The organism is Caballeronia sp. LjRoot31 (assembly GCF_964253885.1).
Lineage (GTDB): Bacteria > Pseudomonadota > Gammaproteobacteria > Burkholderiales > Burkholderiaceae > Caballeronia.
Window position 1 is genome coordinate 3645056 of sequence record NZ_CAXURX020000001.1, and the last position, 19851, is coordinate 3664906.

General features: G+C 59.3%; 20 protein-coding genes. 14 read left to right on the plus strand and 6 right to left on the minus strand.

Translation table 11 applies throughout. The features are described 5' to 3' along the window. Nucleotides 1–90 precede the first annotated feature (90 nt). From prfA to ACSQ8V_RS16210, 5 genes are all read left to right on the plus strand, one after another. Nucleotides 91–1173, plus strand: a complete 1083-nt coding sequence (gene prfA, locus ACSQ8V_RS16190; protein ID WP_213768474.1) for a peptide chain release factor 1 — start codon at nt 91–93, stop codon at nt 1171–1173. Beyond that, entirely contained in the window at nt 1170–2006 is an 837-nt protein-coding gene (gene prmC, locus ACSQ8V_RS16195) for a peptide chain release factor N(5)-glutamine methyltransferase (RefSeq protein WP_436206350.1), read from the plus strand. Before prfA ends, prmC begins: the two co-directional genes overlap by 4 nt. A 178-nt stretch (nt 2007–2184) precedes the next feature. After that, on the plus strand, nt 2185–2496 hold the full coding sequence (gene grxD / locus ACSQ8V_RS16200; protein ID WP_213768472.1) for a Grx4 family monothiol glutaredoxin: 312 nt from the start codon (nt 2185–2187) through the stop codon (nt 2494–2496). 2 nt (nt 2497–2498) lie between these two features. Further along, complete coding sequence (locus ACSQ8V_RS16205; protein ID WP_436206351.1) at nt 2499–3122, plus strand: UbiX family flavin prenyltransferase; 624 nt, start codon at nt 2499–2501, stop codon at nt 3120–3122. Between the two features lie 97 nt (nt 3123–3219). After that, a complete protein-coding gene (locus tag ACSQ8V_RS16210; protein WP_436206352.1) occupies nt 3220–4005 on the plus strand; it encodes a DODA-type extradiol aromatic ring-opening family dioxygenase in 786 nt (261 codons plus the stop codon). 105 nt (nt 4006–4110) lie between these two features. Here the strand turns inward: ACSQ8V_RS16210 and ACSQ8V_RS16215 are convergent, their stop codons facing one another. Further along, on the minus strand, nt 4111–5703 hold the full coding sequence (locus tag ACSQ8V_RS16215; protein ID WP_213768469.1) for an APC family permease: 1593 nt from the start codon (nt 5701–5703) through the stop codon (nt 4111–4113). Nucleotides 5704–6125: 422 nt separating this feature from the next. On the opposite strand from ACSQ8V_RS16215, the gene ACSQ8V_RS16220 reads away from it, so the two are divergent. Continuing rightward, nucleotides 6126–6329: a cold-shock protein gene (locus ACSQ8V_RS16220; protein WP_158937752.1), complete on the plus strand. Its 204-nt coding sequence runs from the start codon at nt 6126–6128 to the stop codon at nt 6327–6329. A 165-nt stretch (nt 6330–6494) separates the two neighbouring features. On the opposite strand, the gene ACSQ8V_RS16225 is transcribed toward ACSQ8V_RS16220, so the two are convergent. Then, the gene (locus tag ACSQ8V_RS16225) at nt 6495–7745 is read right to left on the minus strand and encodes an Hsp70 family protein (RefSeq protein ID WP_436206353.1); all 1251 of its coding nucleotides are present in this window, start codon (nt 7743–7745) and stop codon (nt 6495–6497) included. Nucleotides 7746–7748: 3 nt separating this feature from the next. On the opposite strand from ACSQ8V_RS16225, the gene ACSQ8V_RS16230 reads away from it, so the two are divergent. Next, nucleotides 7749–7949: a hypothetical protein gene (locus ACSQ8V_RS16230; RefSeq protein ID WP_213768467.1), complete on the plus strand. Its 201-nt coding sequence runs from the start codon at nt 7749–7751 to the stop codon at nt 7947–7949. Continuing rightward, nucleotides 7942–9423, plus strand: coding sequence for an MFS transporter (locus ACSQ8V_RS16235; protein WP_436206354.1), 1482 nt, complete (start codon nt 7942–7944; stop codon nt 9421–9423). Before ACSQ8V_RS16230 ends, ACSQ8V_RS16235 begins: the two co-directional genes overlap by 8 nt. A gap of 141 nt (nt 9424–9564) precedes the next feature. On the opposite strand, the gene ACSQ8V_RS16240 is transcribed toward ACSQ8V_RS16235, so the two are convergent. Both ACSQ8V_RS16240 and ACSQ8V_RS16245 read right to left on the minus strand, forming a co-directional pair. Next, on the minus strand, nt 9565–10161 hold the full coding sequence (locus ACSQ8V_RS16240) for a nitroreductase family protein (RefSeq protein ID WP_213768465.1): 597 nt from the start codon (nt 10159–10161) through the stop codon (nt 9565–9567). Nucleotides 10162–10313: 152 nt separating this feature from the next. After that, the gene (locus ACSQ8V_RS16245) at nt 10314–11597 is read right to left on the minus strand and encodes an MFS transporter (RefSeq protein ID WP_436206355.1); all 1284 of its coding nucleotides are present in this window, start codon (nt 11595–11597) and stop codon (nt 10314–10316) included. Between the two features lie 203 nt (nt 11598–11800). Between ACSQ8V_RS16245 and ACSQ8V_RS16250 the strand changes: the two genes are divergently transcribed. Then, nucleotides 11801–12388 carry a TetR/AcrR family transcriptional regulator gene (locus tag ACSQ8V_RS16250; protein ID WP_436183206.1) on the plus strand — a complete coding sequence of 196 codons (588 nt, stop codon included), beginning with the start codon at nt 11801–11803 and terminating at the stop codon, nt 12386–12388. After that, entirely contained in the window at nt 12385–12939 is a 555-nt protein-coding gene (locus ACSQ8V_RS16255; RefSeq protein WP_436206356.1) for a DUF1415 domain-containing protein, read from the plus strand. The genes ACSQ8V_RS16250 and ACSQ8V_RS16255 overlap by 4 nt, the downstream gene beginning before the upstream one ends. Before the next feature lie 2 nt (nt 12940–12941). Here the strand turns inward: ACSQ8V_RS16255 and ACSQ8V_RS16260 are convergent, their stop codons facing one another. Then, the gene (locus tag ACSQ8V_RS16260) at nt 12942–13838 is read right to left on the minus strand and encodes a class I SAM-dependent methyltransferase (protein ID WP_436206357.1); all 897 of its coding nucleotides are present in this window, start codon (nt 13836–13838) and stop codon (nt 12942–12944) included. A gap of 444 nt (nt 13839–14282) precedes the next feature. Here ACSQ8V_RS16260 and ACSQ8V_RS16265 point away from each other — a divergent pair, with 444 nt between their 5' ends. Next, nucleotides 14283–14603: a hypothetical protein gene (locus tag ACSQ8V_RS16265; protein ID WP_031362147.1), complete on the plus strand. Its 321-nt coding sequence runs from the start codon at nt 14283–14285 to the stop codon at nt 14601–14603. 77 nt (nt 14604–14680) lie between these two features. Here ACSQ8V_RS16265 and ACSQ8V_RS16270 read toward each other — a convergent pair whose 3' ends face one another. Beyond that, nucleotides 14681–15388, minus strand: a complete 708-nt coding sequence (locus tag ACSQ8V_RS16270; protein WP_436206358.1) for a FadR/GntR family transcriptional regulator — start codon at nt 15386–15388, stop codon at nt 14681–14683. Nucleotides 15389–15557: 169 nt separating this feature from the next. Here ACSQ8V_RS16270 and ACSQ8V_RS16275 point away from each other — a divergent pair, with 169 nt between their 5' ends. From ACSQ8V_RS16275 to ACSQ8V_RS16285, 3 genes are read left to right on the plus strand one after another with little or no spacing between them, the layout of a single operon-like run. Beyond that, a complete protein-coding gene (locus ACSQ8V_RS16275) occupies nt 15558–16580 on the plus strand; it encodes a zinc-binding alcohol dehydrogenase family protein (protein ID WP_436206359.1) in 1023 nt (340 codons plus the stop codon). A gap of 16 nt (nt 16581–16596) precedes the next feature. After that, entirely contained in the window at nt 16597–17715 is a 1119-nt protein-coding gene (locus ACSQ8V_RS16280) for a mannitol dehydrogenase family protein (protein WP_436206360.1), read from the plus strand. Between the two features lie 12 nt (nt 17716–17727). Next, nucleotides 17728–19269, plus strand: a complete 1542-nt coding sequence (locus ACSQ8V_RS16285) for a UxaA family hydrolase (protein ID WP_436206361.1) — start codon at nt 17728–17730, stop codon at nt 19267–19269. The last annotated feature ends 582 nt before the right edge of the window (nt 19270–19851 follow it).

Genomic DNA, 19851 nt, shown 5'->3' on the forward strand with positions numbered 1-19851 from the left:
TTCGTCTCTTCTGCAGTTGCGCCGCATGCGAGCATCTTTGCGGTCGCGTTCCTGATCGCTGTCTTCTCCGGAGCTTCGCTCCAGCCTTCCATGAAAACGAGCATGCAAAACAAGCTCGACCAGCTGACTACCCGGCTGGCCGAACTCAATGACCTGATGAGCCGCGAAGATGTGACCGCCGATATGGATCAGTATCGGAAGATCACGCGGGAAAATGCCGAAATCGGGCCGGTCGTGGAGCAATACGCGTTGTGGCGGCAGGCGTCGAACGACGAAACCACCGCCATGGAATTGCTCTCTGACCCGTCCATGCGCGATTTCGCCGAGGAAGAAATTGGCGAGGCGCGCGAGCGGATGGTGGCCATCGAGCGCGATCTGCAAGCCATGTTGCTGCCAAAAGATCCCAACGATGACCGCAATATCTTCATCGAAATCCGGGCAGGCACGGGCGGCGATGAATCCGCGCTGTTCGCGGGCGACCTGCTGCGCATGTATCTCCGATACGCCGAGCGCAATCGCTGGACGGTCGAAATGATGTCGGAAAGCGTCTCCGATCTCGGCGGTTATAAAGAAGTGATCGTGCGGATCGCGGGCCAGAACGTGTACTCGAAGCTGAAGTTCGAATCGGGCGGGCATCGCGTACAGCGGGTGCCGGCGACCGAAACGCAGGGGCGCATTCACACGTCGGCGTGTACGGTCGCGGTGATGCCCGAAGCCGACGAAATTGGCGAAGTGGTGATCAATCCGGCGGACTTGCGTATCGATACCTTTCGCGCTTCCGGCGCGGGCGGCCAGCACATCAACAAGACCGATTCAGCGGTGCGCGTGACCCATTTGCCGACTGGGATCGTGGTGGAATGCCAGGACGACCGCTCGCAGCACAAGAACAAGGATCGCGCGCTGAAGGTGCTCGCCGCGCGGATCATGGACAAGCAGTATCACGAGCAGCACGCGAAGGAAGCAGCCACGCGCAAGAGTTTGATCGGCTCGGGCGATCGTTCGGAACGGATTCGTACGTATAACTTTCCGCAGGGGCGAATGACGGATCATCGGATCAATCTCACGCTGTATAAGCTCGACGCCATCATGGATGGCGATATCGATGATCTGGTTGCCGCGCTCGTCAGCGAACATCAGGCCGAGTTGCTGGCGGCGCTGGGCGATTCGGAATGACGACGGTCGCCGGGTTAATGCGTGCGTGTCCCCTGCCCGCGCTCGAAACGCGGATCTTGCTCGAGCATGTGCTCGGCTGGCGGCGCACCGAATTGATCACACGCGACGACGAAGAACTGGCTGAGGAGAACGTCGATCGCTTCGACGCGCTGGCCCAACGGCGCGCGGCGGGCGAACCGATCGCGCAACTCGTGGGAACGCGGGAATTTTTCGGGCTTGAGTTCGAGGTCACGCCGGACGTATTGATTCCGCGGCCGGAAACTGAATTGCTGGTGGAAATCGCGCTTGAACAGATGGCCGGGGTCGAAGCCCCGCGAGTGCTCGATCTGGGCACGGGTAGCGGTGCGATTGCAGTAGGAATTGCATCGGCCCATCCGCAGGCGCATGTCTGGGCGGTCGATCGTTCGACGCAAGCGCTGGCGGTCGCTGCGCGAAATGCAGCGAAGCTGCTTGATGCCGGCCGGCCGGGCGGTGAAATCACGCTGCTGGAAAGCAACTGGACAGACGCCCTCGATCCCGCCCTGCGCTTTGAGTTGATCGTGAGCAATCCGCCCTATATAGCGCGGAACGATCCTCATCTTTCCGAAGGCGATCTGCGCTTCGAACCGCGTACCGCCCTCACCGACGAAGCCGACGGACTCGCCGCCATCCGCACGATCGTCCAGACAGCGCCGTTCCTCCTGGCGACGGGTGGCTCGCTCTGGCTGGAACACGGCTACGATCAGGCCACAGACGTACGCGCCCTGCTGACGGCGCGCGGCTTTTCCGACGTACGCTCGGAGCGTGATCTGGCTGGTATCGAACGTGTCAGCGGCGGATTTTTCACGGCTTGACGCGCGCGTCAACCAACTGCAGACGGGCCGCAAGCCGTCCCAACCGCTTTGCGCCGCCCCGAATGAAATCCGCTATCATTTCAGACACGTTAGCGTGAGAAATTTCGCTTGAAGTAGCGCATGTCTCACTGCTCGACCCAAAATCAACCCCGCATTACAACGCATCGCAGGAAACGTCATGGATACGCAAGAACGCATCAAGGAAATCGTCGAAGGAGCACCGGTCGTGCTGTTCATGAAGGGCACCGCGCAGTTCCCCATGTGCGGTTTCTCCGGCCGCGCCATCCAGGTCCTGAAGGCTTGCGGCGTGACCGAGATCAAGACCGTCAATGTCCTCGAAGACGAAGGCGTCCGCCAGGGCATCAAGGAATTCTCCAACTGGCCGACTATTCCTCAGCTTTACGTGAAGGGTGAGTTCATCGGCGGCTCGGACATCATGATGGAAATGTACGAATCGGGCGAACTGCAGCAATTGTTCGCCGCTGCCTGAGATTGTCCGTCGCACGTCCTTCGCCCGTAGCACCCGAAGTACCCGCGCCGCGGCGGCTGATTGTCGCCATCACGGGTGCAACGGGTTCAATCTATGGCGTCCGGCTGCTGGAAACGCTGCGCCGCCTGGGTGGCGTCGAAACGCATTTGCTGATCTCCAGCGCGGGTTGGCTGAACATCCAGCACGAGCTGGATCTCGATAAAACCACCGTCCATGCGCTGGCAGATGTCGTGCATAACGTCCGCGATGTCGGTGCGAGCATCGCATCGGGATCGTTCGCGACCGACGGCATGATCGTCGCGCCTTGCTCGATGAAAACGCTGGCGAGCATCGCGCTCGGGCTATCGGACAATCTGATCACCCGCGCCGCCGACGTCGTGCTGAAAGAACGCCGCCGTCTGGTGCTGATGGTGCGCGAAACGCCGTTCAACCTCGCGCATTTGCGCAATATGACCTCGGTCACCGAAATGGGCGGCGTTATTTTTCCGCCGTTGCCGGCGTTCTACCATCGTCCGGCTTCTATCGATGAAATGGTCGATCAGACGGTCGAACGCGTGATCGACATGTTCGCGCTCGGCAATCCGATTGCGGCAGCTTGGCCGGGACTGAAAGATACGGATAATTAACAACACCGGCGACACAATTCATTGCCTCGCCGGCTGTTTATCAACGCAGCGACCGTCTTTATAGTCGTGGTAACCCCTCTTTCAGAGATTCGCTGCCATGACCCGCCTTCCGACCGTTTTCATTTCCCACGGCGCACCAACGCTGCCCATCGACCCGTCGATGCCTTCCGCCGAATTCGCCTCGTTTGCGACGCGCTTCGAGCGCCCGCGTTCGATCCTCATGCTTTCGGCGCACTGGGGCACGGCACAGCCGGTTGCAAGCATCGCTGAGCAACCCGAGACTATCCACGACTTCTATGGTTTTCCACGCGCCCTTTACGAGATTCAGTACCGCGCGCCGGGTGCGCCGGAACTCGGCAAGCAAGCCGCGACGCTGCTGACCCAAGCGGGCATTCCGTCGGCGATCACTGAACACGGGCTTGACCACGGCGCCTGGGTGCCACTGCTGCTGATGTTTCCTGACGCGGGGATTCCGGTCGCGCAGCTATCCATCCAGCCGCGTCTCGATCCGGCTCACCACTATCACGTGGGCCGCGCGTTGCGAGCACTAAGGGACGACGGCGTGATGATCGTGGGCTCGGGACAGATCACGCACAATCTGCGGACCGCAGATTTCAGCGCGCGGCCGGAAGACGCCGACCCGCGTGTGACCGAATTCACGGACTGGTTTGAGGATCGGCTGGAGAAACGGGATATCGAAGCCTTGCTGGACTATCGGAAGCAGGCGCCGCACGCGGTGCTGATGCATCCGACCGACGAACATTTGCTGCCGATTTTCGGCGCGCTAGGAGCCGCTGGCGATGATTTCGAACTCGGTATTCAGTCGCTCGGTACATTTCAGAAAACGTTGGCCATGACAAATTACGTTTTCAGCGACGCCTGAATCCCCACAAAATGCGGCGATTTGCCACGAACAGAAATAAAAAACCCGCTTGATTGCTCAAGCGGGTTTTTTTAATTGAGATAGCGGGGTTTTACGAGCCGGCTATCACGCACCGACTTCGGCGAGGATATCTTCATCGCTTTCGCGTTCATCGAGATATTTGGTCCGATACCCGGTTTGCACGCCCCAATAATAAAACGCCAGCGCCATGACGGCCACCAACGCCATGTCCCAGCCGTACGGCAATAATCCGCGTCCGCCGAATTCCTTGCTGCCGATGAGCGAAACAAGGGCCATCGCGGGCAAATACACGATCAGCCACCACGCCGCCTTCAAGTCATCGCCCCACTCGTGGAAACCCGTCTTGAACTGATAGTAGAAATACACCGGCAACGCGACCACCATCAACAGGATGATTTCGCCGGTCAGCGGCCACTTGGCCCAATACAACACCTCGGACGCGCATACGAATGCGAACGGCGCGATGATGCTCATGCCTTTGATCATCAGCGGCCGATGCAGGTCCGTGGCCGCGCGGCGCAACGCCATCAGGCTCACCGGGCCGGTCAGGTACGAAATCACGGTCGCGACCGAAATCACCGCCGCCAGCGAGCTCCAGCCGCGGAAGAAGAACATGAAGACGAACGCGACGCCGAGGTTGAAGAACATTGCCGGGCGCGGGACACCGTAGAGCGGATGGACGTAGCCCAGGATCTTCGGCAGCGTGTTGTTGCGCTCCATTGCGTAAATCATGCGCGAGGTGGTCGCCATGTAGGTCGTGCCGGTACCGCTCGGGCTGACAAATGCATCGACGTAAAGGAGAAACGCGAGCCAGTTGAGGTTAAGCGCCAGCGCGAGTTCCGCGAATGGCGATGCGAAGTTGAATTGGCCCCAGCCTTTCAACACGTCGCCAGGACTGACCGCGCCGATATACGCCACTTGCAACAATACATAAATCACGAGTGCGAGCAGGATCGAGCCGATCACGGCGAATGGAATACTCTTCGACGGATTACGCGCTTCTCCAGCGAGATTCACCGGACTCTGAAAACCGTTAAAGCTGAATACGATTCCGCTGGTAGCAACCGCAGTCAGGACTGCGGACCAGCCGTAAGGCGCGAAACTCGAACTCGTACCAAAGTTCTCGCTATGAAAACCGGTCAGCATAAGACCGAGAATGGTCGCACCGGGAATAATGAACTTGAATACGGTAATAGCGGAATTGGCGCGGGCGAATAATTTAACGCCCCAGTAATTCAGGAGGAAATATACGATCACTAATAATGCCGATAAACCGAGTCCGACCGGCGTTAACGATCCATCGACAAAAAGTGCATGGGCCCATTGATATGGCCAGGTACTCATATATTGAATCGATGCTTCCGCTTCAATCGGAATCACCGAAACGATCGCAATCCAGTTTGCCCAGGCACTGACGAATCCAACCAGCGCGCCATGTGAATAGCGTGCATACCGGACCATTCCGCCAGACTCCGGGAACATTGCGCCGAGTTCCGCATAAGTCAGAGCAATGGCAAGTATGACGACAGCACCAATAACCCATGCGACGATAGCCGCCGGACCTGCAATCTTGGCTGCTTTCCAGGCGCCGAATAACCAGCCCGAACCAATGATGGAGCCCAGACCGGTTAGCAGCAGCGCAACCGGCCCAATGTTCCGTTGAATAGAACTTTTCACACCATCTCCTTCAGTCAGAAAACTTTCAAATACCTTATGCGGGATAATACGGAGCCAGAGCCTATATTCATGCCCTGCCCCAACGTGGCGCGTAGTTTAACGGGTGTGCCGGCATAACGCTCTATCTGTTACGACTGAGGTTTGGACGAGTCCGACTCAAGCAGAAAACATCGATCGAAAGATTTGTAATATGACGTTAGGATGTCGCGAAAACATCTCAAAAAACCCCGGTTTACAGTCGGATATTATTTGACCTTGGGTTTGATTCGCCGTATAAACCTTCTTGCAGGATTTCAAGTGGCGAGTGAATTGGTCTTTCGTAGTTCGCCCATCACGGTACTCCGGTTGTCCCATTGCCCCTTCCTTGATTTTCATGCACATTCGGGCTTCGGCCTTATTCAACATCTTTAGGAACAAGTAACATGGAAACCGGTACCGTCAAGTGGTTCAATGACGCAAAGGGCTTTGGCTTCATCACGCCGGACGGCGGCGGCGAAGACCTGTTCGCACATTTCTCTGAAATTCGCGTGGAAGGCTTCAAGACGCTTCAGGAAAACCAGAAGGTAAGCTTCGAAGTGAAGACAGGCCCGAAGGGTAAGCAAGCTGCCAACATCAAGCCGGCCTGAGTTTTATTGCCGTTTGAATAGCAGAGAAAACCCCGCATTTGCGGGGTTTTCTTTTTGCATCGCGGGTTTATCAGTAATTAATGAGAAATTACTTTAAATGACTGACCGGACGGTGATAGCAAGTAATACCGATCTACGAAAACTCAGTCATCGTTCACTTACCGATCAGCCGAATAGCCGGCGTGCATAAATACCGAGCCCGGTCGCCACGCTGGCTAGCCGGTCGCCAAACACGGCTTCAGCCTCCGGGAACGCATTGGAGAGCGATTGCGAGAGAAAACCCAGACCGGTCGATCCGCCGGTGAAGTAGATCGCGCCCACATCCTGGGGCGCAACGCCCGCGCGGTGCACCGTTTCCCGCGCTGCCGCCACGATCCGCCGCGTCTCTTCCAGGCCCGCGTCGATGAGCTGCTGTTCGTTGAACCCGATACGCAGCGCCTCTTCCACCTCCTCCATCCCGATAGTGGTCTCACCGCCCGCCGCCACTTCGATCTTCGCGGCCTCCGCGTGTGACGCCAGCGCATGTCCAAGACGGCGCTCGACCACGCGCATCAGGCGGTCATGGTGCTTTGAGTCGCTATAGAGATGCCGCATCAATTGCAGCTCGTTGACGCGTTTCGGCCCGTAAACGGTGTTGATCAGATGCCAGGTCGCCAAGTCGAAATAGACGCGGTTCGGCACTTCGCGGCCTTCCGGCGCTATCGACTGATAGCCGAGTTCGCGAAGGATCGTCGCGAGCTCCACACGGCGGTCGAAATCCGTTCCGGCCACGTGGACGCCGTAATGCGCGAGCACGTCGTCTTTTCGCGACAACAGCTTGGCGCGCGCCGGCCCGACCCGCACCAGCGAAAAATCTGACGTGCCGCCGCCAATATCCGCGACCAGCACCAGCCCTTCCTTCGTCAGGCGCGCTTCGTAGTCGAAAGCGGCGGCAATCGGTTCGTACTGAAAGTGGATATCCGTCAGACCAATGGCTTGCGCCGCTGCCTGAAGCTGGTTCTGGGCGAGCTGATCGGCGCGCGGATCGTCATCGACGAAAAATACCGGGCGGCCCAGCACCGCCCGCGTGATCGGCGTGCTGGAAATGGCCTGCGCCTTCTGCTTCAGATGCTGCAGGAACAGCGTGATGACGTCGACGTAGCGGATGGCGGAACCATCGCCCAGGTCCGTACTCGTCTCAGCCAGCGGCGAGCCGAGAATGCTCTTCATGGAGCGCATCAGGCGGCCGTCGAAGCCGTCGATGTAAGACTCGAGCGCGGCACGCCCGTAGGCCTGCTCGTCCTCGTCCGTGTTGAAAAAGACAGCGGTCGGCAGCGTGGTGGCGCTGCCTTCGACCGGCGCGAGCCGGATCGATGCCCCGTCGGGCAATGCGACCGCTGAATTCGACGTGCCGAAATCGATCGCGCAATAGGTCATGAGGTGAGCGACGGCAGCGTGAACGCGGCCGACGTCGCAAACAAAAAGTGGAGCGCGTTTTTAGCACGTAACGCGCAGTACATCAACAACCAATCAAAAACATGGCCGGGGGAATGGATTTTGCTCGAAAACCCGGTAATTAATGCTCTGCCGGAGGCGCGTGCAGCCGGTTATTTCCACGTCATAGGCCAAACGCATGAATGACGCTACGACCATCCGCACGATTGAAGGAGAAAAGGAAGCGCCGGCGAGGATCATTGAAACCGATCTGCCCGGAAGGCTCGATCGGCTGCCGTGGGGCCGCTTTCATACGCTGATCGTGCTGGCGCTCGGAATCACGTGGCTGCTCGACGGGCTTGAAGTGACGCTCGCAGGCGCAGTGGCCAGCGCGTTGAAAACCAGTCACGTGCTGAAGTTTTCGAACGCCGATGTCGGGTTCGCCGGTAGCGCCTACATTGCGGGTGCGGTGATCGGCGCGCTGGGTTTCGGCTGGCTTACGGACCGGCTTGGGCGTCGCAAGCTCTTCTTCATCACGCTGTTTTTGTACGTGGCGGCCACGGCGGCCACGGCCGTTTCATGGAATCTCGCGAGTTTTGTGCTGTTCCGCTTTCTCACCGGCGCGGGGATCGGGGGCGAATACACAGCGATCAATTCCACGATCCAGGAGTTCACCCCCGCCCGCGTGCGCGGCTGGACGGACTTGGCGATCAACGGCACTTTCTGGGTGGGCGCGGGACTGGGCGCGGCGGGTTCGATCGTGTTGCTCGATCCAGGCTTGCTGCCGCCCGATTACGGCTGGCGGGCGTGTTTTCTGATCGGCGCAATCCTGGGATTGCTGATCCTTTTCATGCGCATGTGGGTGCCCGAAAGTCCGCGCTGGCTGATCACGCACGATCGCGTGGATGAGGCGAAGGAAATTGTGGAGGACATCGAGGCGAAGTTTCGCGAACATGGCGTGACATTGCCCGCCGATCCCGTCAAACCACTGCGTCTGCACGCCCGCGATCACACGAAACTCAGGGAAGTGTTCCACTCGCTGTTCCATTCGCATCGGCAGCGCTCCCTGGTCGGATTGACGTTGATGACCGCCCAGGCGTTTTTCTATAACGCGATCTTTTTCACCTACGCGCTGGTGCTGACCGATTTCTACGGTGTACCGGGGGATCACATCGGCTGGTATGTGTTGCCGTTTGCCGCCGGCAACTTCCTCGGGCCGATCATGCTCGGCAAACTCTTCGATGTCCTCGGCCGGCGCAAGATGATCGCCTTCACCTACGCCATGTCGGGGATTTTGCTGACTATCAGCGGATATATGTTCGAACAGGGTTGGCTGACGAGCACCACGCAGACTATTTCCTGGATGGTGATCTTCTTCTTTGCATCGTCGGCGGCGAGTTCGGCGTATCTCACCGTCAGCGAAACCTTTCCCCTCGAGATTCGAGCGCTGGCCATCGCGATTTTCTATGCCTTCGGGACGGCGCTGGGCGGCATTGTGGGGCCGGCGTTGTTCGGCCGGTTGATAGACACACATCAGCGCGGCGCGGTGTTTGTGGGCTATCTGATCGGCTCTGCGCTGATGGTGCTGGCGGCGGTTGTCGCGGGAATCTGGGGGGTATCGGCGGAACGCAAGTCGCTGGAGGACGTGGCCCGGCCGTTGTCATCGGCGGAGGGGGATTGAGCGTTTCCTGCGCGTTCCTGTAGCCAAAAATAAAAAATCCCCGAAACGTCGAGCTTCGGGGATTCAGGGACTTCGCGGCAATCGATTCGGATCCTATCCGACAACCGCGCTTGTCCAGCATGTGCAGCTTGCTCAAACCGCTTATTTGAACGCCTTGCCCCAAGCGCCATCGAACGCGATTTCGCCAATCGGCGCGCGCGAGCGCGGTGCGTTTTCACGCTCCAGCAAAACTTCGTCGAGCAAGGCGGGATCGCCGTGATGTCCCAGCGCGATCATCGCGATCACTTCTACATCGTCCGGCGGCGAGAAAGCCTCGCGGAACGCGTTGGTATCGAAACCGGCCATTTGGTGCGCGACCAGACCGAGCGCGTGAGCCTGGAGCGTCAGCGACAAACCCGCCGCGCCCGCATCGTACGGAGCCACGCGGTTCACATCGCCCTTAGGCGTCAAGGTCTTCGCCAGCACGCAAATCAGCACGGGTACGTTCGCGTTCCAGCCCTGGTTGAACGGCACCAGCGTGGCGAAAGCCTTCTGGAAAGCGGCTTCATCGTGGTTACGATCGAAGGTCAGGAAACGCCACGGCTGCATGTTGTACGAAGACGGCGCCCAGCGCGCGGCCTCCAGCACGCTATGCAATTGCTCGCGGCTTACCGCCTTGTTCGATATCGCCCGCGGGCTCCAGCGGCCGGCCAGCAGCGGATCGATTGCGACTTCAGTAGGTGCGATTTTTTCGGTCATGCGGCAGTCCCTGGTTGGTTGATCCGGACAGCGTGCGCTCACAGGCACGCTGCAAGACCATAAGAATAACCAAGCTGGCAAACCCGCGCTGCGAGATTGAATTCGCAACGCCACCGGCATGCCGGCGAGCGGCCTCTGCCTCTCTGCCGCTGTCAGGTCGCCACTGCCTGTAGTGAACGCGGCGCCCTGTTGATCCGCAAGACCATCACGGCGGCGACAATACACAGGCTGCCGGAAATCATCGTCGCGACGGTGTAGGTGCCGAGACTCGCGCGCAGCATGCCGCCGCCAAGCGCCGCGAACGCCGCGCCGAGCTGATGCGCGGCCACGACCCAGCCAAACACGATAGGCGCCGACTCCTTGCCGTAGACATCGGTAGCGAGCCGGACGGTCGGCGGCACGGTTGCCACCCAATCCAGCCCGTAGAACACCGCGAAGACCGGCAGTCCATAGAAGTCGATACCAAACGCGTGCGGCAGGAACATCAACGACAACCCGCGCAAGCCGTAGTACCAGAACAGCAGCACGCGAGCGTTGAAGCGGTCGGACAGCCAGCCGGACAGCGTGGTGCCGAAGAGATCAAAAATGCCCATGGCAGCGAGAAGACCCGCGCCCTGCACTTCGGTCATGCCGTGATCGGCGCACATGGCGATCAGATGCGTACCGATATACCCATTCGTACTCGCGCCGCAGATAAAAAAGCTGCCTGACAGCAGCCAGAAATCACGCGTCTTGCTCGCCATGCCCAGCGTGCCGAAAGCGAGCTTGATCGGATTCTTCTGCGCGACGGGAACGGGCGGCGGCGCATCGGCGGCTTCACCGAACGGGCGCAGCACGAGATCGGCGGGACGCTCCGGCAGCAGCCACGCCACCAGGGGCAACGCCACCGCCGCAGCCGCCGCGACGACCAGCACCACTGGACGCCACCCGAAACGCTCCGCAATAGCAGCGAGCACCGGCAGGAACACAAGCTGGCCGGTGGCCGAACTGGCGGTGAGAATCCCCATCGCCAGTCCGCGATGCGTCGTGAACCAGCGATTCACCACCGTGGCCGCCAGCGTCATGGCAGCCACTCCGGTGGCACCGCCCACCAGCACGCCCCACACCAGGATCATTTGCCACGGTGCGGTCATCAGCGCCGACAACGCCACGCCTGCCGACAGCGTCCCCAGCGCGACGAGCACCGTGGGGCGCACGCCGAAGCGCTGCATTGCCGCGGCGGCGAACGGCCCGGTCAGGCCGTACAGCGCCAGGTTGATGGAGATCGCGAGGGAAATGGTCGCGCGGCTCCAGCCGAATTGCTGTTCGAGCGGCAACATCATGACGCTGGGTGTCGCACGCGTACCGGCCGCCGCGAGCAACACAAGAAACACGACCCCTACCGATATCCACGCGTAATGCATACGGCCCGAAAGCCGTCTGGCTGCCCAATTCATCCTTCGCTCCGGTTTCTTCTGGTTATCTTGCAACAGCGTTTCGACCCATGTTTCGACGAACGTTACCGCCCAGTCACATTTAGGTTGCGAGCTTAGTGACTGCTCGGTAACATGTCAAGAATCCCTTCAGAAGTAAAGGACATGCCGTGTTACGCGTATCGAATGAAGACACTGTCGTCGATAAAAAAACCGTCCGTCGACATATGGACGGCGCCACCGCGCAGGAGCAATTGCTCGACGCCGCGGAGCAGCTGTTTTATCGCGACGGCATTCGGGCGATCAGCGTGGACGCTGTGGTCGAACGCGCGGGCGTGAACAAGATGAGCGTGTACCGGCAGTTTTCGTCGAAGGACGATCTGGTGGTGGCGTATCTCACGCGCATGGACGCGCGTTTTCGGGAACGGGTCGAACGCAGTATCGCGAAGCATCCGGATCAACCGGCGAAGGCGCTTGTGCAGAGCATTACCGACCTTGTCGAGCGGGCATCGAATCCGGATTATCGCGGCTGTCCGTTCGTGAACGTGGCCTGCGAATTCGCGGATCGCGAGCATCCGGCGCGGGTATCGGTGGCGCACAACAAGCAGTATCTGATGGCCCGGCTGCTGGAGTTATCGACTGCGGCGGGCGCGGCCGACCCTCAACTTCTCGCCGATTCCCTCGCGTTGCTGATAGAGGGCATATACGCCGCGAGTCAGACGTTCGGCCCCGGTTGCGGACCGATGCGCGCAGCGCCCGCCGCGGCCGCGTTGCTCGTGCAAGCCGCGTGCGGTGAAGACAGGATTGAACTGTGAACGAGAAGATTATCGATTCAACGCGGAATTGGCTCACGCGGGCAGTCATTGGCCTGAACCTGTGCCCGTTTGCCAAATCCGTGTATGTGAAGGACCAGATCCGCTACGCCGTCAGCGAAGCGCGCACGTTCGAAGAGGTGCTCGCCGATATCGAAACCGAACTGAAGTATCTGGCGGACACCGATCCGGAAAAAACCGATACAACGCTGTTGATCGTCCCGCACGTGCTCGCCGATTTCGCCGACTACAACGACGCCCTTCATTTCGCCGATACCCTCCTCAGGCAACTCAAGCTGGAAGGTGAACTACAGATCGCGAGCTTTCATCCGAACTATCAATTCGATGACGCCGAGCCCGACGACATCGAAAATTTCACGAACCGCGCGCCGTACCCAATCTTCCATTTGCTGCGTGAGGCAAGCATTGAACGCGCGGTGGAAGCATTCCCCGACGCCGCCGATATCTACGAGCGCAACATGGCCACGCTACGCCGTCTCGGCCACGCAGGCTGGCTCGAACATCTGAAACGCGACGCAAGTGTCAAGCCATAACGTCAAGTCGTAAAGAACCGCTCGCGCATCTCTTCCAGACCGAGCGTCTCCAGCACATCGGACAGACGCTGCGCCGGTTTTCCGCGCGGCAGATCCTTGAACTGCGCGATGATCAACTCGTTTTTCATCGAGTGCTCCCAGCCGACAAGTTCCGTCACGCTGACCTGGTACCCATGCGATTCCAGTTGCAGGCAGCGCAGCACATTCGTGATCTGGCTGCCGAATTCGCGCGTATGCAGCGGATGCCTCCACATCTCCGTCAGCACGTTCTTCGAAAGCGAATGCCCTTTGTTCTTGCGTAGAACCGACGCCACTTCGGCCTGACAACACGGCACCACCACAATGGTTTTCGCTTTCTTCTGCAAAGCGAAATGAATCGCGTCGTCGGTGGCGGTATTGCATGCATGCAGTGCCGTGACAACATCCACGGTTTCAGGCAAACGGTCTGACGTAATCGATTCGGCCACCGATAGATTCACGAACGACATACCCTCAAATCCCAGCCGCGCGGCCAATTCCTCCGACTTTTCGACTAGCTCCGAACGCGTCTCAATGCCAAAGATATGTGACCGATCGCGCAGAGCTTTGAAGTAGAGATCGTAGAGAATGAAGCCAAGGTAAGACTTGCCCGCTCCATGATCGACCAGCGTCACCGAACCCTCTTTTGCATGAATTTCCGCAAGCAAAGGTTCGATGAACTGAAACAGGTGATAGACCTGTTTCAACTTGCGACGGCTGTCTTGATTCATCTTGCCGTCGCGCGTCAAGATGTGCAGTTCCTTCAAAAGTTCGAGGGACTGACCAGGACGAATGTCGTGCTTGGCCGATGTTTCCGGCTTTTGATCGGACGAATCCGTTGATGCAATGGGCGCGTTCGGCGCCCGGGACTTCTTGGCCATCGTCTGGATACCGTAGTGATTCTGTAGGCAGGGTCGCGCGGAATTTTCGGCGCGAAGTGTGCGCTAACCGCTGGTTGTATCGATGTAAATCGGCAAGTTTACCCAAAAGCGCATAGACGCACCCGCATGACGCAGCATCGGAAACTGTCGGAGGTTTCGAGTCTCCTCAACAGGCACTGAGGAACCCCGGTTTTTGATGGAACATTTCGTGCATTTAGAACGGGGCAACCAACGGGATGGACGGATATTACGGCGGCACAAGGCCGCGACTTTTATAGCAGGACCCCTGGTAGCAAGGCAGGCGCGACCAATCAATGACCTCCGCAACGCGCGAGGCCATGCCAGTGAAACACACCGGCGAACGTCGACGCACGGCCTGTTACGTAACACCTAACGCACACGGCGTGTTCCCACGGGGAACGCGCGAACAAAATGAGGACGGCGATGGACCCAATCCGAGACAGTAAAGCCGAACAGCAGTTTCAGGAAATGCTTGCAAAGCTCACGTCAATGCCCGAGTGGAGCGAAAAACAGCAACTTGAACTCGAAATGGCCCGAGAAATTTCCGGCGAAATGTTGCGGCTCGCGGAAGTCATGCGCGACGGCACCACCGACATGGAAACGTGCCTGACCATGCTCAAGTACGCGAAAGTGATGGATTTCGTGTTGACAACCCTCGCCTCGCGGCGCGAGATTGCGCCGCAGACGCTGCGCGTAATCTTCAAGCTCGCCGGGCTGAAAGTGGACGAGGCTTATCCTGGTTGAACGGTTGCTTGCATACTGGTTGTACGTAGTTCGGCGGCCAGTCCGGGTTGATTGCGGACTGGCTTGATGCAATATTTTCAATGCTTGCGGCGCGTCATCAGCCGCTCATACGACGCCTTCAAATGGCGCTGCATCGACGCTTGGGCCTGAATGGCATCGCGCGCTTCGAGCGCGTCCAGTATGTCCTTATGCTCGCTTAACGCGGCCACCCAGGTTTCCTCCCCCTCAAAATGCACGCGCAGTTTGGATGACAGCGGGCTATGCCGTTCATCGAAAAGACCCGCTACCGTGCGCACCAGCACATCGTTTCCTGACATCTGCGCGACGGCTAAATGAAACGCGCGGTCCGCCGCCAGCGGAATTTGCCCGTCCGCCACTTCCCGCGCCATGCTTTCGTAGATCTCGCGCAGCGCCTTGAGCGCCTTCGGTTTGCCGAACGCAGCAACATTCGCCGCTATCGCCCCTTCGATCACCATTCGCGCGGTCATGATTTCGAGCAGACTTTCGCCGAATTCCGTTCCCGGCGGCGGATTCGGGCGCGATCCGGACGCGGGCGCCGCACAGATATAGACGCCCGATCCCATCCGGATTTCCACGCGCCCTTCCAGCTCCAGCGCCACCAGCGCCTCTCTCACCGACGGCCTCGACACGCCGAGCATCAGCGCCAGCTCACGCTCGGACGGCAAGCGGCCGTTCGGCGCGAAGCCTTGTTCTTCGATCCGCGCGCGGAGTTTATCGGCGATCTGAAGGTAGAGACGACGCGTCTCAACGGGTTTGACAGCCACGAAGGCTCCTTATCTGGGCAGGCGGGTCGGATCGGCGGAAAGGCTGAATTCTAAACAACGATGCCCCGATGGTCAGGCCAAACCCCTAGCCGGCGCTAATTGGCTTGACCAATTCCGTTTTAGGAAACTAACATGCGCTCTGGTAAGGCCAAAAAATCATCCTATTCCCATGAAAACTGTCATCTGCGAACAACCCGGCTCGCTCGTCCTGATTGATCGCCCATCGCCTGAACCCGGTATCGACGACGTTCTGATCCGCATCAAACGTGTCGGCGTGTGCGGTACGGACTTGCATATCTATACCGGGAATCAGCCGTATCTATCGTATCCGCGGGTGATGGGGCACGAGTTGTCGGGGATCGTGGAATCCGCGCCGGACGGTGCTCGCGTGGAGAAGGGCGATCAGGTTTACGTGATGCCCTATCTTGCGTGTGGGAAATGTATCGCGTGCCGGGCTAAAAAACCGAATTGCTGCATGAATATTCGCGTCCTGGGTGTTCATACCGATGGCGGCCTCGTCGAGCAACTCGCCGTGCCGCAGGCGTTTGTGTTCAAAGCCGACGGCGTGACGCTCGATCAAGCCGCGATGATCGAATTCCTGGCCATCGGGGCGCACGCTGTCGCGCGAGCCGATGTGCAGCCGAAACAGCGTGCGCTGGTGGTCGGCACCGGGCCGATTGGAATGGCTGCGTTGATCTTCGCCAAGCTGCGCGGCGCCGAAGTCACCGTGCTCGATGGCCGCGAGGACCGGCTGCGATTCTGCGAGACGCTGCTGAACGCCGACCATGTCGTGCGCCTGGATACAACCGGCGCCGCCGCGGATGCAAAACAGCTTGCGGAACTCACGGGCAACGAGTTTTTCGATATCGTCTTCGACGCCACTGGCAACGTGAAAGCGATGGAGCGCGGCCTGGAATTCGTCGCACATGGCGGAAAATACGTGCTGATATCGATTGTTAGTGACCGAATCTCCTTCGCCGATCCCGAGTTTCACAAACGCGAGACGACCCTGCTCGCGAGCCGTAACGCCACGCCGGACGACTTCGAAACCGTGCTGAAGGCCATGCGAGCGGGATTCATTCCCACGGCGGCGCTGAACACGCACACGCTCAAGCTGAGTGATTTGCCGAGCGAATTTTCCAAACTGCTCGACCCGTCCGCGGGCGTCATTAAAGCACTGGTCGAGTGCTGACACGACCGTATAGACGATGAGCAATCCGATTCTCCAGTTCGGCACGAGCCGCTTTCTCCAGGCGCACGTCGATTTGTTCGTTGCGGAGGCTGCGCGACGTGAGCCGTCTCAGGCGCTGGGACGGATTACCGTCGTGCAGAGCACATCGAATGCTCCGAGCCGGGCGCGGATAGATGCGTTGCGCGCCTCAAGCGTGTACCCGGTGCGGATTCGCGGCCGGCAAGGCACGGCGACCGTCGACGTCACTGTTCAATGCGACGCGATCACCGAAGCCCTCAACGCCGCCGATGACTGGCCGACGCTACGTGAGCGCGTGCGGCACGACGTCAAGGTGATCGTGTCGAACACCGGCGATACCGGCTACGCCTCCTTTGAAGACGACATCGCGCGAAGCCTTGACGAAAACTCCGTCCCGCGCGGTTTTCCCGCCAAGCTGGCGCTCTTGCTACACGACCGGTTTATCGCGAGCGCCGAGCCGATGACCTTGCTGCCTTGCGAACTGGTATCGCGTAACGGCGACACATTGCGCGACCTGGTTATCGGCATGGCGAAGCAATGGCGAGCAGACGACGCGTTCATCCGCTATCTGCAACACGATTGCATCTGGGTAAATTCGCTGGTCGACCGCATTGTCTCCGAGCCGATACATCCCGTTGGCGCAATTGCCGAGCCCTACGCGTTATGGGCAATTGAACGCCAACCCGGCATGGTCCTTCCATGCGAGCACGAGGACATCGTCCTCACCGACGATCTCGCCCACTACGAGCGCCTCAAACTTCTGCTGCTCAACCTCGGCCATACGATGCTCGCGGAACTCTGGCTCGCAGATCCTGCCGCCGCCGATACCAACGTCCGCGACGCCATGCGCCACGAAGCGTGGCGTACGACATTGGAATCGACATGGCGCGACGAAGTGCTGCCCATCTTCGATGCCCTCGGCGAGCACGACGCCGCACGCGCCTATCTCGTCGATGTCCGGGACCGTTTCGAAAATCCGTTCCTGGATCACCGGCTCTCCGACATCGCGCGTAACCACACAGAGAAAAAACAGCGCCGTTTCAAACAGGCTGTCGAGCTCGCGCATCAACTCGGCTTGAATATCGACCAGCGGCGGCTTATCGCGGCGCTGTCCTGAGGAATACTTACCATGCCTATCGATCACACCGTTATCCGCCTTCATCCCAACGACGATGTCGTGATCGCGACGCGCCAGCTCATGTCGGGCGCGCGCATTACGTCTGAAGTCGAGCCGCTTGTGGTGAGCGGGCTGATTCCGCCGGGCCACAAGATAGCGACGCGCGACATCGCCAAAGGTGAAGCCGTACGGCGCTACAACCAGATCATCGGGGTGGCACTGAATGCCATCTCGCGCGGCCAGCACGTTCATGTCCACAACCTCGGCATGGCGAATTTCGAGCGCGAGCACGAGTTCGGCGTCGATATTCGCGAAACCCATTTCGCTGATAAACCCGCCACATTCATGGGTATTCGTCGCGACGACGGTCGTGTGGCCACGCGCAATTACATCGGTATCCTAACGAGTGTGAACTGTTCGGCCACGGTGGCAAGGGCTATCGCCGATCACTTTCGCCGCGATGTCCGTCCTGAAGCGCTCGCCGATTATCCGAACGTGGATGGCGTGATTGCGTTGACGCATGGACTGGGCTGCGGCATCGATTCTCTCGGCGACGGCATCGTGATCCTGCGTCGTACCCTCGCGGGTTACGCCGTCCATCCGAACTTTCATTCGGTACTGTTCATCGGCCTGGGCTGCGAGACGAATCAGATCTCAGGCATCCTCGGTTCGGCTGGCCTGAAAGATAATGGCGCGAAACTGCGCAGCTTCACGATCCAGGACAGCGGCGGCACGCGCAAGACGATCGAACGCGGCATCGCGACGGTGAAAGAATTGCTCACCGATGCCAATCACGTCGAACGCGAACCCGTGCCGGCGTCGCATTTGGTGGTCGGATTGCAATGCGGGGGCTCGGATGGCTATTCAGGGATCTCGGCGAATCCAGCGCTGGGCGCGGCCGTCGACCGCCTGGTTCAGCATGGCGGCACGGCGATTCTCTCGGAGACGCCCGAGGTCTACGGCGCTGAACATCTGCTCACGCGACGGGCGGTGAGCCGGGAAGTCGGCGAAAAACTGCTGACGCGCATCAAGTGGTGGGAGGATTATTGCGCGCGAAACGGTGCGGCGATGGACAACAATCCGTCTGCCGGGAACAAGGTCGGCGGCTTGACCACGATTCTCGAAAAGTCGCTTGGCGCGGTGGCGAAAGGTGGCACGACAAAGCTCGTGGAGGTCTATGAATACGCTCAACCTATCGATGCAAAGGGTTTTGTGTTCATGGATTCGCCTGGGTACGACCCCGTCTCGGCCACAGGCCAGGTTGCGTCGGGTGCGAATCTGATCTGCTTCACAACAGGACGTGGCTCGGCTTACGGCTGCGCGCCCTCGCCTTCGCTCAAACTCGCCACGAACACGGCGCTGTGGGAGCGGCAGGAAGAAGACATCGATATCAACTGCGGTGGGGTTGTCGACGGAACGGCATCCATCGATCAGCTTGGAGAAGCCATTTTCCAGATGATGCTGGACTGCGCGTCGGGGGTTCCATCGAAGAGCGAAGCGCACGGTTACGGGCAGAACGAGTTCGTGCCGTGGCAGGTGGGTGTGATTACGTGATGGTTTTTGATTGATATTGGCGAAGCGCGCTGATCATCGTTTGTTTCTGTGCTTTTATCGTTTCGATGCCATTGATCGCGGCTAAGGCATTCTTGCGCGATATACGCCGGCCATATTCGTACGCTGCGGGAAATGACAAGTTGTCTGGAGCAACCGGTCGAAATCGACTGCGCATCAATTGCGACGGTGAAATGCAGCGTCGTGGCTCGCGCTCACCCGTGGGACATCGACGCGCGACGGACAGCGGCGACGGCAAGGGCGATCTGCGCCAACGAACCGCCTGCCTGGATAGCTGAGGTAGCGCGAAGGAACGCTGGCCAAAGTCGACTGGGCGTCGATATGTGGCATCACGGCTCGCACTCACCCGTGAGACATCGACAACGGGCATCGACGCGCGACGGACAGCGGCGATTCCAAAGGCGATCTGTATCAACAAACCGCCTGCCTCGATAGCGGAGCCAGCACGAAGGAACGCTTGCGAAAATCAACTGCGCATCGACTGTGGCGAAATAAAATCTAGCTCGCGCGATCATTTGCAATCCCGCGCCGAGGCATCGCGAGAAGTAGATCCGCCATCGTCCG